Origin of the sequence: Streptomyces sp. NBC_01669, from assembly GCF_026339735.1 — a bacterium.
In the GTDB taxonomy this organism is placed as follows: domain Bacteria; phylum Actinomycetota; class Actinomycetes; order Streptomycetales; family Streptomycetaceae; genus Streptomyces; species Streptomyces yanii.
The window spans coordinates 5,028,299-5,045,046 of sequence record NZ_JAPEQG010000001.1 but is presented as its reverse complement, the minus strand read 5'-3'; the positions used below and the strand labels follow the sequence as shown (position 1 = coordinate 5,045,046).

Annotated in this window: 14 protein-coding genes and 1 tRNA gene; 6 read left to right on the top strand and 9 right to left on the bottom strand. The window is 68.9% G+C overall.

Annotation, left to right across the window (positions count from 1 at the left end):
- Nucleotides 1-119: 119 nt before the first annotated feature.
- On the bottom strand, nt 120-590 hold the full coding sequence (locus OG972_RS22630; RefSeq protein ID WP_266984217.1) for a RidA family protein: 471 nt from the start codon (nt 588-590) through the stop codon (nt 120-122).
- The gene (locus OG972_RS22625; protein ID WP_019992579.1) at nt 590-748 is read right to left on the bottom strand and encodes a DUF4177 domain-containing protein; all 159 of its coding nucleotides are present in this window, start codon (nt 746-748) and stop codon (nt 590-592) included. Before OG972_RS22625 ends, OG972_RS22630 begins: the two co-directional genes overlap by 1 nt.
- 71 nt (nt 749-819) lie before the next feature.
- On the opposite strand from OG972_RS22625, the gene OG972_RS22620 reads away from it, so the two are divergent.
- Nucleotides 820-1,806, top strand: a complete 987-nt coding sequence (locus OG972_RS22620) for an ArsA-related P-loop ATPase (RefSeq protein ID WP_266984215.1) — start codon at nt 820-822, stop codon at nt 1,804-1,806.
- Nucleotides 1,803-3,173, top strand: a complete 1,371-nt coding sequence (locus OG972_RS22615; protein ID WP_266984213.1) for an ArsA family ATPase — start codon at nt 1,803-1,805, stop codon at nt 3,171-3,173. Before OG972_RS22620 ends, OG972_RS22615 begins: the two co-directional genes overlap by 4 nt.
- Before the next feature lie 33 nt (nt 3,174-3,206).
- Here the strand turns inward: OG972_RS22615 and OG972_RS22610 are convergent, their stop codons facing one another.
- Nucleotides 3,207-3,554, bottom strand: a complete 348-nt coding sequence (locus OG972_RS22610) for a WhiB family transcriptional regulator (RefSeq protein ID WP_037690812.1) — start codon at nt 3,552-3,554, stop codon at nt 3,207-3,209.
- A gap of 407 nt (nt 3,555-3,961) precedes the next feature.
- Here OG972_RS22610 and OG972_RS22605 point away from each other — a divergent pair, with 407 nt between their 5' ends.
- A complete protein-coding gene (locus OG972_RS22605) occupies nt 3,962-6,181 on the top strand; it encodes a transglycosylase domain-containing protein (RefSeq protein WP_266984210.1) in 2,220 nt (739 codons plus the stop codon).
- An 82-nt stretch (nt 6,182-6,263) separates the two neighbouring features.
- Here OG972_RS22605 and OG972_RS22600 read toward each other — a convergent pair whose 3' ends face one another.
- Complete coding sequence (locus tag OG972_RS22600) at nt 6,264-6,728, bottom strand: GatB/YqeY domain-containing protein (RefSeq protein ID WP_266984209.1); 465 nt, start codon at nt 6,726-6,728, stop codon at nt 6,264-6,266.
- Between the two features lie 79 nt (nt 6,729-6,807).
- Between OG972_RS22600 and OG972_RS22595 the strand changes: the two genes are divergently transcribed.
- From OG972_RS22595 to OG972_RS22585, 3 genes are all read left to right on the top strand, one after another.
- On the top strand, nt 6,808-7,746 hold the full coding sequence (locus OG972_RS22595; RefSeq protein ID WP_266984207.1) for a metallophosphoesterase: 939 nt from the start codon (nt 6,808-6,810) through the stop codon (nt 7,744-7,746).
- Between the two features lie 98 nt (nt 7,747-7,844).
- Nucleotides 7,845-7,918: transfer RNA gene (locus OG972_RS22590), tRNA-Pro, on the top strand.
- 415 nt (nt 7,919-8,333) lie between these two features.
- Nucleotides 8,334-9,116, top strand: a complete 783-nt coding sequence (locus OG972_RS22585; RefSeq protein ID WP_266984205.1) for a DUF4118 domain-containing protein — start codon at nt 8,334-8,336, stop codon at nt 9,114-9,116.
- Here the strand turns inward: OG972_RS22585 and kdpC are convergent.
- From kdpC to OG972_RS22560, 5 genes are all read right to left on the bottom strand, one after another.
- Entirely contained in the window at nt 9,061-9,720 is a 660-nt protein-coding gene (gene kdpC / locus OG972_RS22580) for a potassium-transporting ATPase subunit KdpC (RefSeq protein WP_266984204.1), read from the bottom strand. The two genes, OG972_RS22585 and kdpC, sit on opposite strands and share 56 nt — an antisense overlap.
- A gap of 30 nt (nt 9,721-9,750) precedes the next feature.
- Nucleotides 9,751-11,880 (bottom strand): potassium-transporting ATPase subunit KdpB, encoded by a 2,130-nt coding sequence (kdpB, locus tag OG972_RS22575; protein ID WP_266984202.1) that lies wholly within the window; start codon nt 11,878-11,880, stop codon nt 9,751-9,753.
- Nucleotides 11,880-13,544 carry a potassium-transporting ATPase subunit KdpA gene (kdpA, locus tag OG972_RS22570; protein ID WP_266984200.1) on the bottom strand — a complete coding sequence of 555 codons (1,665 nt, stop codon included), beginning with the start codon at nt 13,542-13,544 and terminating at the stop codon, nt 11,880-11,882. Before kdpA ends, kdpB begins: the two co-directional genes overlap by 1 nt.
- A gap of 10 nt (nt 13,545-13,554) precedes the next feature.
- Nucleotides 13,555-13,644, bottom strand: a complete 90-nt coding sequence (kdpF, locus tag OG972_RS22565; RefSeq protein WP_266984198.1) for a K(+)-transporting ATPase subunit F — start codon at nt 13,642-13,644, stop codon at nt 13,555-13,557.
- A 240-nt stretch (nt 13,645-13,884) separates the two neighbouring features.
- Nucleotides 13,885-16,404 (bottom strand): DUF4118 domain-containing protein, encoded by a 2,520-nt coding sequence (locus tag OG972_RS22560; RefSeq protein ID WP_266984197.1) that lies wholly within the window; start codon nt 16,402-16,404, stop codon nt 13,885-13,887.
- Nucleotides 16,405-16,748: the final 344 nt, after the last annotated feature.

Genomic DNA, 16,748 nt, shown 5'->3' with positions numbered 1-16,748 from the left:
ACGGGGCGCGACGCGCTTCAGGCGTGGACCCTGGGCCGTGAAACGCGTGATCCCGCCCGGTCGCACGAACCGGACGGGATCATGGATCACGGAGGTACCCGCCTCACTGCGGCAGCGGCTCAGGCCCCGTCCAGCTCGACCTGCACCTCGACCTCGACCGGCGCGTCCAGCGGCAGCACCGCGACGCCCACGGCGCTGCGCGCGTGCACGCCCTTGTCGCCGAGCGCCGCGCCCAGCAGCTCGCTCGCACCGTTGATCACGGCGGGCTGCCCGGTGAAGTCGGAGGCCGAGGCGACGAAGCCCACGACCTTCACGACCCGCTTGATCCGGTCCAGGTCGCCCGCGACCGACTTCACGGCGGCCAGAGCGTTGAGCGCGCAGGTCCTGGCCAGCTCCTTGGCCTCGTCCGGCGTGACCTCCGCACCGACCTTGCCGGTGACCGGAAGCTTGCCCTCCACCATGGGCAGCTGGCCCGATGTGTACACATACACCCCGGACTGGACCGCCGGCTGATACGAGGCGAGCGGCGGTACGACGTCCGGCAGCGTCAGCCCGAGTTCGGCGAGCTTCGCCTCGACGGCGCCCGCCACTACGGCTTCTCCCGCTTCAGGTAGGCCACGAGCTGCTCGGGGTTGTTCGGGCCGGGAACGACCTGGACCAGCTCCCAGCCGTCCTCGCCCCAGGTGTCCAGAATCTGCTTCGTCGCGTGCACGAGAAGGGGCACGGTCGCGTATTCCCACTTGGTCATAGGCCGACTGTAATGCCTGGCACGTACGGGCTCGTGCGTAGCCCGGGGCCGTACTGGTTAGGCTCGAATACGTGAGCAGGTTCCAGGTCGTCAGCGGCAAGGGCGGTACCGGTAAGACCACGGTCGCCGCCGCCCTCGCGCTCGCCCTCGCGACCGAGGGCAAGCGCATCCTCCTCGTCGAGGTCGAGGGCAGGCAGGGCATCGCCCAGCTCTTCGAGGCGGATTCCCTTCCGTACGAGGAGCGCAAGATCGCCGTCGCGCCGGGCGGCGGCGAGGTGTACGCCCTCGCGATCGACGCGGAGCGTGCGCTCCTCGACTACCTCCAGATGTTCTACAAGCTCGGCAGCGCGGGCCGGGCGCTCAAGAAGCTCGGTGCGATCGACTTCGCCACGACGATCGCACCCGGTGTACGGGACGTGCTGCTGACGGGCAAGGCCTGCGAAGCCGTACGCCGCAAGGACAAGCAGGGCCGGTACAGCTACGACTACGTGATCATGGATGCGCCGCCCACCGGCCGTATCACGCGCTTCCTCAATGTGAACGACGAGGTGGCGGGACTGGCCCGGATCGGCCCGATACACAATCAGGCACAGGCCGTGATGCGGGTGCTGAAGTCCCCGGAGACAGCGGTCCACCTGGTGACGCTGCTGGAGGAGATGCCGGTCCAGGAGACCGCGGACGGCGTCGCAGAGCTGCGGGCGGCCGAACTGCCGGTGGGCCGGGTCATCGTGAACATGGTGCGGCCGCATCTGCTGGACGAGGACGCGCTGCGTACCGCCTCGGGGGGCCGCCGCAAGGAGATCGCCAAGACGCTCACCCGGGCGGGCGTGACCGGGTCCGCGGCGCTGGTACGTCCGCTGATCGAGCAGGCCTCCGAGCATGCCCAGCGGGTCGAGCTGGAGCGCGAGCAGCGCGCGGTCCTCGCGGATCTGGACCTGCCGACCAACGAACTCCCGCTGATCGGCGAAGGCGTGGACCTGCCCGGTCTGTACGACCTGGCGGTCGAACTCCGCAAGCAGGGCATGGGCGACGAGGCGGGCCAAGGGGTGGGTGCATGAGAGCGGGTACGGAACCGGGCACCGATGCGCGTACGGACGCCGGTACGGGCACAGCCACGGGCACCGCGCCCGTGCTGGACACCGACGCGCTGCTCGACGATCCGGACATCCGGATCATCGTGTGCTGCGGCTCGGGCGGTGTCGGCAAGACCACGACCGCGGCGGCGCTGGGCGTACGGGCCGCCGAGCGCGGCCGGAAGGTCGTCGTCCTCACCATCGACCCGGCCCGCAGGCTCGCCCAGTCGATGGGCATCCTCTCGCTGGACAACGTCCCGCGCCGGGTGCCGGGCATCGAGAGCGCCGGTGAGGGCGGCGGTGAACTGCACGCCATGATGCTCGACATGAAGCGGACCTTCGACGAGATCGTCGAGGCGCACGCGGAGGGCGAGCGGGCGCGCGCGATCCTGGAGAACCCCTTCTACCAGTCCCTGTCGGCCGGTTTCGCAGGCACGCAGGAGTACATGGCGATGGAGAAGCTGGGGCAGCTGCGGGCGCGCAACGAGTGGGACCTGATCGTCGTCGACACCCCGCCGTCGCGTTCCGCGCTGGACTTCCTGGACGCACCCAAGCGGCTCGGCTCGTTCCTGGACGGGAAGTTCATCAAGCTGCTGATGGCTCCGGCGAAGATGGGCGGCCGGGCCGGGATGAAGTTCCTCAACGTCGGCATGTCGATGATGACCGGGACGCTGGGCAAGCTGCTGGGTGGCCAGTTCCTGCGTGACGTACAGACGTTCGTCGCGGCGATGGACACCATGTTCGGTGGCTTCCGGACCCGGGCGGATGCCACGTACAGACTGCTGCAGGCGCCCGGCACGGCGTTCCTCGTCGTCGCGACACCGGAGCGGGACGCGCTGCGCGAGGCCGCCTACTTCGTGGAACGGCTGGCCGCGGAGGACATGCCCCTGGCCGGCTTGGTCCTCAACCGGGTCCACGGCAGTGACGCCGCCCGGCTCTCCGCCGAGCGCGCCCTGGCAGCCGCAGAAAATCTTGACGACATCGGCATTGTGGATCAGACCACCGGGAAGGCTGGACTTCGTGACCCGGCCGACTCGGCAGTCACCTCCCCCGAAGACCCCGAGTCGCCGCCCTCCCCCGCCCGTTCCGAGGACACCCAGGATGCTGACACCGAACCAGAGGCTGATGCCGTCTCCGTCGAGCAGCTGACCGCAGGCCTGTTGCGGCTGCACGCTGAACGCATGCAGGTGGTCGCGCGCGAACAGCGCACCCGCGACAGCTTCACCGCACTGCACCCCGAAGTCGCCGTGACCGAAGTCGCGGCGCTGCCCGGAGATGTGCACGACCTCGCAGGACTGCGGGCCGTCGGGGACCGGCTCGCGACCGATTCCGCTCCGGCCGGAGCTGCGTAACTCACCCGGACGGCCGGGTGAACCTCCGGCGGTCTACCCCACGGCGGCGTACGTCTCGTGCAGTTCGTCGTCCAGGCCGATGGCCACCGGCAGAATGCCCGTGGACCGCTCGTACTCACTGCGAGCGGTCTCCAGCAGCCGGCGCCAGGACGTGACGGTAGGTCGCCTGCGCAGCAGTGCGCGACGCTCCCGTTCCGTCATTCCGCCCCACACGCCGAATTCGACGCGATTGTCCAGCGCATCGGCCAGGCACTCGGTCCGCACCGGGCAACCGGTGCACACCGCCTTGGCCCTGTTCTGCGCTGCCCCTTGTACGAACAGTTCATCCGGATCGGTAGTGCGGCAGGCTGCCTGCGCACTCCAGTCGGTTACCCAGCCCATCCCGGCGCCGTCCTCTCCCGAATCGAGGCTCCCCCACGGCGGTAGCGGCATATTCACCGCTGCCAGTTGAGGACGTTACGGAAGGTGGCGACAGCACAACACCCCCTTCGGGCCCAATCTTGAATGGCCCGAACGGACTATGCGTACGCGGCAGATCACCCAGGGGAGTGAGGTGAGGACATACAAGAATATCCCGTCAAAATAGGGACAATTTACCCGAGTCACAATGGGCGTTCGATGACACATGGGGCGAATTCGGGGCGCCCGATGTGCCGGCCGACCCGAGGCTGGGTCACGGCCGAGTGCTGCATGGGGGTTGATACGGAACCGGACTGCTGTGACAGTTGTGAGCAGCTTAGGCCAAGGCATATACGCGTGTCCGGCGAATGAGAACGTAGGCTGCCCCCATGCCAAAGAACCGCTCGGGCGGGGGTCTCACCGCGACCCAGCAGGCCGCCAAGTTCCTCGGTGTCGCCGCACTCTCCGGAGTCGTGCTCGCAGGCATCGCGCTGCCGGCCGCCGGAGCACTGGGGCTCGCCGCGAAGGGTACGGTCGAGGGATTCGACGAGATCCCGGCCAACCTCAAGACTCCGCCGCTGAGCCAGCGCACCAAGATCCTGGACAGCAAGGGCGGCATGCTTGCGATGGTCTACTCGCGTGACCGCACCGTCGTGCCGCTGAAGGACATCTCCCCGTACATGCAGAAGGCGATCATCGCGATCGAGGATGCCCGCTTCTACCAGCACGGGGCGGTCGACCTCAAGGGCATCCTGCGCGCGATGAACCGCAACGTGCAGGCGGGCGGCACCGCGCAGGGCGCGTCGACCCTCACCCAGCAGTACGTGAAGAACGTCTTCGTCGAGGAGGCGGGCGACGACCCGGACAAGGTCGCGCAGGCCACCCAGCAGACGATGGGCCGCAAGGTCCAGGAACTGAAGTACGCGATCCAGGTCGAGGAGGAGCTCGGCAAGAAGAAGATCCTGGAGAACTACCTCAACATCACGTTCTTCGGGCAGCAGGCGTACGGCATCGAAGCGGCCTCCCAGCGCTACTTCTCCAAGTCGGCGAAGGACCTGAAGCTGGAGGAGGCCGCCCTGCTGGCCGGCATCGTCCAGTCGCCGAGCCGCTACGACCCGGTCAACGACGCGGAGGAGGCGACCAAGCGTCGCAACACCGTGCTCCAGCGGATGGCGGATGTCGGGGACATCACTCGCACGGCGGCGGAGAAGGCGCAGGCGACTCCGATCAAGCTGAGGGTCAGCAAGCCGAAGAACGGCTGCATCACGGCCGTCAGCGGGGCCTCCTTCTTCTGTGACTACGTCCGCAAGGTCTTCCTCACCGACCCGGTCTACGGCAAGACGCAGGAGGAGCGGGCCAAGGTCTGGAACCAGGGCGGACTCACGATCCGCACGACGCTCGACCCGCAGGCGCAGGCGGGCGTGCAGGACTCGATCAAGAGTCACGTCTACAAGACGGACAAGGTCGCCACTGCCGTGACGCTGGTCCAGCCCGGCACCGGCAAGATCATGGGCATGGGCCAGTCCAAGCCGTACGGTTTCGGGGCGAACGAGACCCAGTACAACTACTCGGTCAACAAGGACATGGGCGGCTCGAACTTCGGCTTCCCGACCGGGTCGACGTTCAAGCCGTTCCTCGCGGCGGCGGCCATAGAGGGTGGCAGGCCTGCGACGCAGATGTACTCGTCGCCGTACGAGATGGACTACCCGGACACGGTTCAGACCTGCGGAAAGCCGTGGGTCAACGACAGGCAGTATCACCTGGAGAACGAGAGCGAGTCCGAGGAGGGGCCGTACGCCCTGAAGGAAGCGATGGCGAAGTCGGTCAACACCTACTTCGTCCAGATGCTCCAGGACATCGGCATGTGCCCGGTCTCCCAGATGACCGACAAGCTCGGTGTGGTGCAGGGCGACGGCACCAAGCTGCCGCAGAACCCCTCCACGCTGACCCTCGGCTCCAACGGCCTCTCACCGCTCACGATGGCCAGCGCGTACGCCGCCTTCGCCAACCGGGGCACGTACTGCACGCCGATCGCCATCGAGGCGGTCAGGACGGCGGACGGCAAGTCGCTCCCGGTACCGAAGACCACCTGCTCGCAGGCGATGTCGCAGACGACGGCCGACACCGTCAACACCCTGCTGCGCGGTGTGATCGACTCCGGTACCGGTCAGCAGGCCGGCCTGCAGAACCGCGACAACGCGGGCAAGACGGGTACGACCGACCGCCGTTTGAACGCCTGGTTCGTCGGCTACACGCCGAACATGTCCGGCGCGGTCTGGGTCGGCAGCCCGTCCCAGAGCGTCGAGATGGAGGGCGTCACCATCGGTGGCGTGTACCAGGACAAGGTGTACGGCGGCCAGGTCCCCGGACCGATCTGGCGTGACGCCATGACGAACGCCCTCAACGGACTGCCCGCCCCGTCGTTCAACACCATCGACATCCCGGACCCGCCGGACAACACGGACGAGGGCCCGGGCAGGGGCCGGGACAGGAGGCGGGACAGGGGCGACGGCAACGACCCGTTCCCCGGCGTCAGCATCCCGCCGGACTTCCTCGGCGGGAACAACGGACCCCAGCGCCCGGGTAACGGCGGCACAAAGGGTCCCTGACCGGCCGCTCGGTCCATGAACGAGGAGGTGGGGTGACCCGGAATGTTCCGGGTCACCCCACCTCCTCGTATGTACGGTCCGCTCAGCCCGCGAGGAGCTTCTTCACCGCGGCGGCCACCCGGCCGCCGTCCGCGCGCCCCGCGACCTTCGGGTTCACGATCTTCATGACGGCGCCCATCGCCCGCGGCCCCTCGGCGCCGGCGGCCTTCGCCTCGTCGACCGCCGACGCGACGATCGCACCCAGCTCGTCGTCACTGAGCTGCTTCGGCAGGTACGCGTCGAGCAGCTCGCCCTCCGCCTTCTCGCGCTCGGCCTGCTCCGTCCGGCCGCCCTGGGCGAAGGCCTCGGCCGCCTCGCGGCGCTTCTTCGCCTCCTTGGCGATGACCTTCTGCACCTCGTCGTCGGAGAGCTCACGCGACGTCTTGCCACTGACCTCCTCCTTGGTGATCGCGGTGAGGGTCAGCCGGAGCGTCGACGAGGTCAGCTCGTCGCGCGCCTTCATGGCCGTGGTGAGGTCTTCCTTGAGCTTGGACTTGAGCGTGGTCATGTGCTGATTGTGGCAGGTGCGGGGTGGCCACCGCCTGCCGGTTTCCCTGTCACCGCATCGTGTCTGCGACGATGGGCACATGCGCGCACGCTACGGAGTACCCCTGAAAGTCACGGCAGTCGGCGCAGCGCTCGGCGCCGCCGGGCTCGCTTACGCAGCAGGTTTCGAAGCCCGCTCGTTCCGGCTCCGACGGGTCGCCATCCCCGTACTCCCGCACGGAGCACGCCCGTTGCGCGTGCTGCAGGTCTCCGACATCCACATGGTGAGCGGCCAGCGCAAGAAGCGCAGCTGGCTGCAGTCGCTGGCCGGCCTGCGCCCGGACTTCGTCGTCAACACCGGCGACAACCTCTCCGATCCGGAGGCCGTACCGGAGCTGCTGGACGCGCTCGGTCCGCTGATGGAGTTCCCCGGTGTGTACGTCTTCGGCTCCAACGACTACTACGGCCCCAAGCTCCGTAACCCGGCCCGCTACCTCTTCGAGAAGGCCCAGGGCAAGCACGGCCTCAACGGCAACGCCCCCGCGGTCGGCGTCGTCCACAACCCGTGGGAGCCGATGCGCGATGCGTTCGACGATGCGGGCTGGCTGGACCTGAGCAACACCCGGGGTCGCCTCAAGCTCGACGGCCTCGAGCTCGCCTTCACCGGCCTCGACGACCCGCACATCAAGCGCGACAGGTACGCGGAGGTCTCGGGCGGCCCCGAGACGGGCGCCGATCTGTCCATCGGCGTGGTCCACGCCCCGTACCTGCGCACCCTCGACGCCTTCACCGCGGACGGCTACCCGCTGATCCTGGCGGGGCACACCCATGGCGGCCAGCTCTGCATCCCCTTCTACGGGGCCCTGGTCACCAACTGCGACCTGGACACGGACCGGGTCAAGGGGCTCTCCAGCCACACGGTCGGCGACCGGCGCGCCTACCTCCACGTCTCCGCAGGCTGCGGTACCAACCGCTACACCCCGGTCCGCTTCGCCTGCCCGCCCGAGGCGACCCTGCTGACGCTGACCCCCCGCGACTGAAACCCGGGGGTGGCTCGCCCACCGGGGCAGAAACCGGATTTCGTCTCCGGGCGCCAGTGGGCTAAAGTAATCGATGTCGCCGGGAGACTGGCGGCGATCGGGGTGTAGCGCAGCTTGGCAGCGCGCTTCGTTCGGGACGAAGAGGTCGTGGGTTCAAATCCCGCCACCCCGACAGCTGAAACACCAGGTCAAGGGCCTGATCCTCTCTGAGGGTCAGGTCCTTCCTGCGTCTCCGCTGATCGTTTGGGAGAAATCCGGGAGAAGATCTTGGTCGGTGTCTCCCGGGCGGCGGCCCGGCGCCCCGTCCTGAGACGCGCCATGGGCCGGCTCGCGTCCTACGCGTCCGCGAATCCGAGGCGGCGCGGAGCCGGAGCCTCGACCTCAGCAGGACCGCAGACCAGTGAGCCTGCAGTCGGCGGCCTCGTGAGGGAAAGAACGCCGTGGGGTCCACACCGGGCTGGTCAGCAGCCACGAACTCGCCTCGCACGGAAGGTGCCGTGCGGCGACATCAAGTTCGCGTCAAAGCGGCGCGGAAGGGAGCGCGAGGGCGCTCACCTGCGGCTATACCTGAGGTGGAGGTGAGTGTGATGCTCTGGCACCTCACCCGGAACCGGATCGCGGTCGTGGCCGCACTCGCGGCACCGCCGGCGGTATGCGCGTTGCTGGTGCCCTTCCGGACCTCGTTGTCCGCTGCCAACTCGGCACTGGTGCTCGTTGCCGTGGTGGTGGCGGTGGCCGTTCTCGGTCACCGTGTCGCCGGCGCGCTGGCAGCCGTGTCCGCGGCGGTGTGGCTCGACTTCTTCCTCACCGAGCCCTACGGGCGATTCGCCATCACCAAGTCCGGCGACATCGCCACCGCCGTGCTGCTGCTGCTCGTGGGTGTCACTGTCTCCCAGCTCGCGGCCCGAGCCCGGGAGCTGAAGGTGATCGCCATCACGGATGACGACTACCTGGCGCAGATCCACCACACGGCGCGGCTCGTCGAGACCGCCACCAGCCCGCAGATCGTGGTCGATCACGTGAGCCGGCAACTGGTGGGACTTCTCGGCCTGCGCGGCTGCCGCTTCGAATACGGCACCCTCATCGGGCACCCGCCCCGTCTGCTGGACAACGGGACCATCAGCTGGGGCCGTCGGCGTTGGGACGCCGACCGGGACGGTCTGCCGGACGAGGAGCTGGAGTTGCGGGTCGTCCACAATGGGCACTTCCACGGCCGGTTCATGCTTCGGGCCGCACCGGGCGCCGCCCCGTCGCTCGCAGCTCGCCTGGTCGCGGTGACCCTCGCCACCCAGGTCGGGGTGGCCTTCGACGCCGTCAGCGACCTGCCCGGAGGGCACTTGGGTGGCCGAGCCGGGTCAGAGCATGGTTGAGCTCGACGACGTTGACGCGTGGCTGCCCCAGGAAGCCCAGTTCCCGTCCCTGGACGTGCTGGGTGACCACGCTCCTGACCTGGGCGGGGGCGAGGTGGCGTGCCTTCGCGACGCGGTCGACCTGTTCGTACGCGTAGGCCGGGGAGATCGCCGGATCGAGGCCCGAGCCACTGGCCGTGACAGCGTCCGCCGGGACGGACGCGGGGGAGACACCGTCGAAGGCGGCCACGGCGGCCCGGCGTGCCCGGATGTCCGCGATCAGTTTCGTGCTGTTCGGACCGAGGTTGGAGGCTCCGGAGTTCGTCGGATCGTAGCCGCCGGCGGAGGGGCGTGGCTGGAACCAGGCGGGGTCGGGTCGCGGCACCTCGTTCGGATCGTCGGGGTTCTTCTTCGGCAGGGTGAAGTTCTGGCCGATCAGGCTGGAGGCCACCGCTTCGCCGTTGGTGGCCAGCGGGGAGCCGTTGGCCTGGTGGGAGAAGCCGGTCTGGGCGATCGCGGTGACGAGCAGCGGGTACGCCACGCCCGTGACCACGGTGAACACGAGCAGCATCCGCAAGGCCGCCAGATGGTGGCGGAGCACGGCGGGGAGGACGGGCGGCGCCATGGAGGGCCTTCTCCTGTCGTTGGCCGGCTGTCAGCGCAGGCCGGGGATGAACTGGATGCCGAGGTCGAGCAGTTTGATGCCGATGAAGGGCAGAACGAGCCCGCCGAGCCCGTACATCCAGATGTTTCGGCCGAGCAGCTCGGCCGCGGAGGACGGGCGGTAGCGCACACCACGCAGCGCGAGCGGGATCAACGCGATGATGATCAGTGCGTTGAAGACGATCGCGGAGGCGATCGCCGACGTCGGACTGTGCAGGCGCATGATGTTGAGCCTGTCGAGGCCCGGATAAACGCCGGCGAACATCGCGGGGATGATCGCGAAGTACTTCGCGACGTCGTTGGCGATCGAGAACGTCGTCAGCGCGCCACGGGTGATCAGCAGCTGCTTGCCGATCTCCACGATCTCGATGAGCTTGGTCGGGTTGGAGTCCAGGTCCACCATGTTCCCGGCCTCCTTGGCGGCCGAGGTACCGGTGTTCATGGCCACGCCCACGTCCGCCTGGGCGAGCGCCGGGGCGTCGTTCGTGCCGTCCCCCGTCATCGCGACCAGCTTGCCGCCCTCCTGTTCGCGTCTGATCAGGGCCATCTTGTCCTCGGGTGTGGCCTCGGCAAGGAAGTCGTCCACGCCGGCTTCCTGGGCGATGGCGTACGCGGTGAGCGGGTTGTCGCCCGTGATCATGACGGTCCTGATGCCCATGCGGCGCAGTTCGTCGAAGCGTTCCCGCATGCCCTCCTTGAGGATGTCCTTGAGGTGGATGACGCCCAGCACACGGGCGGTCCGCACGGCGCCGTGCCGCGACACCTGGCCCACGACCAGCGGGGTTCCTCCGCTCGCGGAGATGCCGTCGACGAGCTGCCCCACGTCGGCGGTGGGGTGCCCGCCGTTCTCGCGGACCCAGCGCATGACGGCGGTCGCCGCCCCCTTGCGCAGCGAGCGGATCTCCCCCGAGTCGTCGAGGTCGACGCCGCTCATACGGCTCTGGGCGGTGAACGGGACGAACTCGGCCCGGTCCAGTTCCCCCGTGCCGCGGCCGCGCAGTGCATAGCGCTGCTTGGCGAGGACGACGATCGACCGGCCCTCGGGCGTCTCGTCCGCGATCGAGGACAGCTGGGCGGCGTCGGCGAGTTCCTCCACGCTCACCCCGTGCACCGGCAGGAATTCCGCCGCCTGGCGGTTGCCCAGGGTGATGGTGCCGGTCTTGTCGAGCAGCAACGTGTTGACGTCGCCGGCGGCCTCCACGGCATGCCCGGACATCGCCAGGACATTGCGCTGGACGAGCCGGTCCATGCCGGCGATGCCGATGGCCGAGAGCAGCGCGCCGATCGTCGTCGGGATGAGGGCCACGACCAGGGCGACGAGGATGACGATGGGCTGCTCGGCACCCGCGAAGGCGGCGAAGGGCTGCAGGGTCACCACGGCGATCAGGAAGATGATCGTGAGGGACGCGAGCAGGATGTTGAGTGCGATCTCGTTCGGGGTCTTCTGCCGGGACGCCCCCTCCACCAGGGCGATCATCCGGTCGATGAAGGTCTCTCCCGGCTTCGAGGTGATCTTCACGACGATCCGGTCCGAGAGCACTTTCGTGCCGCCCGTGACCGCCGACCGGTCGCCGCCGGACTCACGGATCACCGGAGCGGACTCGCCCGTGATGGCCGATTCGTCGACACTCGCGATGCCCTCGACCACATCACCGTCGCCCGGGATGACCTGCCCGGCCTCGACGACCACCTGGTCCCCGAGCCGGAGGTCTACACCCGGAACCTCCTCCTCCACGGTGTCGGTCGCGCCGGGCCGCCAGCCGACCAGCCGCCGCGCCGTCACGGTGGTCCGGGTACGGCGCAGGGTCTCCGCCTGCGCCTTGCCGCGGCCCTCCGCCACGGCTTCCGCCAGATTGGCGAAGACGGACGTCAGCCACAGCCATGCCGTGATCACCCAGGCGAAGACGCTGGGCGTCCTGACCGCCGACAGTGTGGTCAGGACCGCGCCGACCTCCACCACGAACATCACCGGGTTGCGAACCATGAGGCGCGGATCCAGCTTGCGGAACGCGTCGGGGAGGGACCGCAGCAGTTGCTTCGGATCGAGCAGTCCGCCCGAGACCCGCTGCGGCTGACGGCCGGCGCCCTGCGGCGCGGGAGTGGAAACGGCGGTGGTGGGCATCAGTGCAGACCCTCCGCGAGGGGGCCCAGGGCGAGCGCCGGGAAATACGTCAGACCGACGACGATGAGGATCACGCCGGTCAGCAACCCGACGAACTGCGGGCGATGGGTGGGCAGGGTGCCCGCGGTGACCGGAACGGGCCGCTGTCCGGCGAGCGAGCCCGCCAGCGCCAGGACGAACACCATCGGCAGGAACCGGCCGAGGATCATGATCACTCCGAGAACCGTGTTGTACCAGACCGTGTTGGCGCTCAGGCCGGCGAACGCCGAGCCGTTGTTGTTCGCCACCGACGTGAGCGCGTACAGGACCTCCGAGAAGCCATGGGCCCCGGAGTTGAGCATGGCCGCCCGCTCGCCGGGGAACGCCATGGCCAGTCCCGCACCCACGAGCACCAGGGCAGGCGTGGTCAGGATGTAGAGCGAGGCGAACTTCATCTCCCGGCCGCGCAGCTTCTTGCCCAGGTACTCGGGCGTACGGCCGACCATCAGCCCGGCGACAAAGACGGCGACGACCGCCAGGATCAGGATCCCGTAGAGGCCGGAACCCGTACCGCCCGGAGCGATCTCGCCCAGCATCATGTCGAAGATCGTCATTCCGCCGCCGCCCGGCGTGTAGGAGTCGTGGGCGGAGTTGACCGCCCCGCAGGACGTGAGGGTGGTGGACACCGCGAACAGCGCCGAGGCCCAGATCCCGAACCGCGTCTCCTTGCCCTCTGCCATCGCTCCGGCCGTATGGCCCACAGTGCTGCTGACACTGTGCAGCTCATTGGCGGTCACGATGGCGACCGAGGCGGTCCAGATCACCGCCATCACGGCGACGATCGCGTAACCCTGTCGGTGATCGCCGACCATCGCCCCGAAGGTCCGCGGCAGCGAGAAGGAGATCACCAGCAGCAGATAGATCTCGATCAGGTTCGTCAGGGCGCTGGGGTTCTCGAAGGGGTGCGCGGAATTCGCGTTGTAGAAGCCGCCGCCGTTGGTGCCCAGCTCCTTGATGGCCTCCTGTGAGGCGACCGGACCACCGGTCAGCGTCTGGTGGCCGCCCGCGATGGTGGCGATGTCGTAGGCACCGTGGAAATTCTGCATGACGCCGGCGGCCACCAGGACGATCGCGAAGACGACGGACATGGGGAGCAGAACGCGTAGCACGATGCGGGTCACGTCCACCCAGAAGTTTCCGACGCGATCCGTCTGCTTTCTGGTGAAGCCACGGATCAGCGCGGCCACGACGGCGATGCCCACGGCAGCGGAGACGAAATTCTGCACCGCCAGGCCCGCCATCTGCACCAAATACCCCATCGCCGACTCACCCGAATACGCCTGCCAGTTGGTGTTCGTGACGAAGGACGCGGCCGTGTTGAACGACAGGTCCGCGCTGACCGGCTTCATGCCGAGGGAGAGAGGGAAATGGCTCTGCAGGCGCAGGAACCCGTACAGGAAGAGCACCGACACCGCGGCGAAGGCCAGCGCACTGCGCAGGTAGACGGACCACCGCTGGTCGACGTCGCCGTTCACGCCGCCTGCCCGGTAGATCAGGCGTTCCGCCCGCCAGTGGCGCTCGCCGGTCAGAGCGCGAGCCATGTAGTCGCCCAAGGGGCGAAACGACAGCGCGAGCGCCACCACCAGGGCAATCACCTGGAGCCATCCGGCGAGAGTGTCGTCCATGCGGTCTCCCCTAGAACTTCTCAGGAAAGATCAGGCAGAGGACCAGATAGATCACCAGGCACACGGCGACCACCAGGCCGACGATGTTGTCCACGCTCACAGGCGTCCGGCTCCCTTGGCGACCAGGCCGATGAGGACGAACAGCAGAGCGGTCAGACCGACGTAGGCGACGTCCGGCATGCGCGAGGCACCCCCGCAGAGCGGTCAGGGGCGCGGATGTCGGTCCAGCCCGATCGAGGTAGATTCATAACTATTTCTGACGCTATATCAGTCAGCGTCGAGACCGCTCTGTCACCCTGCGGTCCGATGGAGTGAACGCCGCAGGCAAGCGCCGTTGCTCTCAGCGGCCGACCGAGGCGGGGCCTCCCGGCGCAGAACTCGGGAGGGTGAGCGTCGCCGAGAAGGCGGACTCGTCGGTGGCTGTCTCCAGGCTCCCGTCCATGGCCTCGACCATGTCGCGCGACAGCCGCAGCGCCAGACTGTCGGCACGGCCGACCGGTGACCACCCGGACGCGCCGGTGGTCATCGACTCCGCGGTGCCGCCGGGCGCCCCGTCCACCACTCGGATCGTCACGCACGTGTCCCGGACCTCGGCGGTGACGGCCGGGGGCCGGTCCGGCGGGCTGTTGCGCAGTGCGTCGGCCCCCAGGGCAGTCAGGGCCCGGGTGAGGAGGGCGGCGTCGGCGATCACATCGGGCATGTACTCCGGCAGACGCAGCACGATCGAGTGGCCGCCGGGCCCCAGGTCGTCCAGAGCCACGCCCAGCACCTCGTTGAGGTCGACCGGGCGGAGGTAGAGGTCGAGCGCCCCGGCGTGCAGCCGGCTCAGGTCGTCGAGATCGGTGACGAGCTGCACGGCGCGGTGGATCGCCGCGTGAGCGGTGTCCAGCAGTCGCGCCTGATCCGGCCCGCGCTCGCCCGCACGATGACGCCGCAGGCGCGCGAGCGACTCCTCGCCGGTACGCAGCGTGGCGCCCAGATCACGGCCGGCTGCAAGCAGCAGGGACGCCCGGGTGCGCTCGGCATCGGCGAGCGTGTTCACGCCGCCGTTGCCTCCGGTGATCCGGCCCCGGGCGTGCGCCAGCCCCAACTCGGCGGCGCAGGCGGCGAAGATACGGCGGTCCTCCGGACTCAGCCCGGGACCTCGCGCGGCCAGGGTGAGATCGTCGTCGACCGGGCTCTCCACATCGGACTCGTACGGCTTCTCCGGCGGCAGCTCGCCCGCGCTGGCCACCACGTACCAGCCGGGCGCGGGCGTTGCTTCGGGATCTCGTTCGAGCAGGCTTACGGCGCCGAGCCCGAAGTTCTCCCGGATCAACTCCACCAGTGCCGTGAGATCCTGACCGCGCATCATGGCCGCGGACAGTCTGCTCAGCGCGCGGGCCTCCGATGTCGCACGCGCGGCCTGGTGCGCGCGCTGCGCTGCCGCGGCCGCCGCCGTACCGACGAGGGCCGCTGTGGCGACGAAGACGACGAGCGCGGTGATCTCGTCGGGGCGCTCCACGCCGAACGAGTGCACGGGCGAGGTGAAGTAGTAGTCCGCCATGAGTGCTGTGGCGACCGCCGCGAGCAGTGCGGGCCAGACGCCGCCGACAAGGGCCACCACCACGACCGCCAGCAGATAGATCACCAGGTCGCTGGAGAGACCGAGACGGCCACGCAAAGCGGTCAGCACGAGCGTCAGTACGGGGAGCAGGACCACGGCGCCGACCAGCGCGCCCCAGTACCGTCGTGCGCCCATGCCACGGCTCGCGTGCGGAAGCCTCAGCCCTGCCGCCCCCGCAGCCTCTTCATGAGTGACGATGTGCACGTCGACGGGCCCGGAGCCCCTGATCGTCCGCTCCCCCACGCCCGCTCTCAGCAGCGAGGCCAGTCGGCCGTGCCGGCTCGCGCCCAGCACGATCTGGGTAACGCTCTCCGCCTCGGCGAACTGGAGCAGCAGCTCGACCACGTCCTGGCCACTGGCCTGGTGATAGCTGCCGCCGAGCGATTCCACGAGGGTGCGCTGGGCCGCAAGCACCACCGGGTCGACTCGGGTGAGCCCGTCCTCCGGCACCACGTGCAGGGCCAGCAGTTCTGTCCCGGGAGTACGGGTGCTGATCCGCGCGGCGCGGCGGATGAGGGTCTCGCCCTCGGTACCACCGCTCAGGGCCACCAGGATGCGCTCCCGGGTCTCCCAGGGAGCGACGATTCCGTGTTCGGCGCGATACCGCTGCAAACCCTCCTCCACACGGTCGGCGAGCCACAACAGGGCGATCTCTCGCAGTGCGGTGAGGTTGCCGACCCGGAAGTAGTGGGTGAGGGCGGACTCGATGCGGTCCGGAGGATAGATGTCGCCGTGCACCATCCGCCGGCGGAGAACCTCCGGCGGTAGGTCGACCAGTTCGATCTGGTCGGCCTGGCGGGCCACCTCGTCGGGCAGCGTCTCGCGCTGCCGTACGCCCGTGATCTGCCGGACCACGTCATTCAGCGATTCCAGGTGCTGGACATTGAGAGTGCTGACGACATCGATGCCGGCGGCCAGGAGTTCCTCCACGTCCTGCCACCGCTTGGCGTTGCGTGCCCCGGGAACATTGGAGTGGGCCAGCTCGTCCACCAGCGCGACCTGGGGACGCCGGGCCAGTACGGCGTCGAGATCCATCTCGGTGAACAGCCTCCCGCGATGGCTCAGGGCGCACCGCGGGATGGTCTCCAGCCCCTCGGCCATGGCAGCGGTCGGCCGCCTGCCGTGCGGCTCGACGAGGCCCAGGACCACGTCCGCTCCCAGCGAGCGCAGCCGCTGCCCCTCCGCGAGCATGGCATACGTCTTACCGACCCCGGGGGCGGCCCCGAGGTAGATCCGCAACCGTCCACGTGGCACCGGCGGACTCCTGCTGACTCATCTCCCCCGATGTCATGCTCGCGCCTTCCATGGTGCACCCCGTGATGCCGGCCGCACCCCAGGGCACCGGCCCCCGCCTGAGGGAACACACTCGGAACGATCCGGTCCAAAGGCAATGGCCGGCGCGGCAGCGGCCAGGCCGACGCGGCCGGCGGCCGGGAGCTTCGTCCATACCGGCGGCATGAAAGCCGCCGCGTGCTCGCCGTGGTGAGGGGGAAGCAGGATTCACACGGGCGCCTCCCGTCACACCTCCATCTTCGCTCCGCAACCAGCCACCGACGAGAGAACGACGCGACGGCTCAGCTTGGCTTTAAACCCCACCA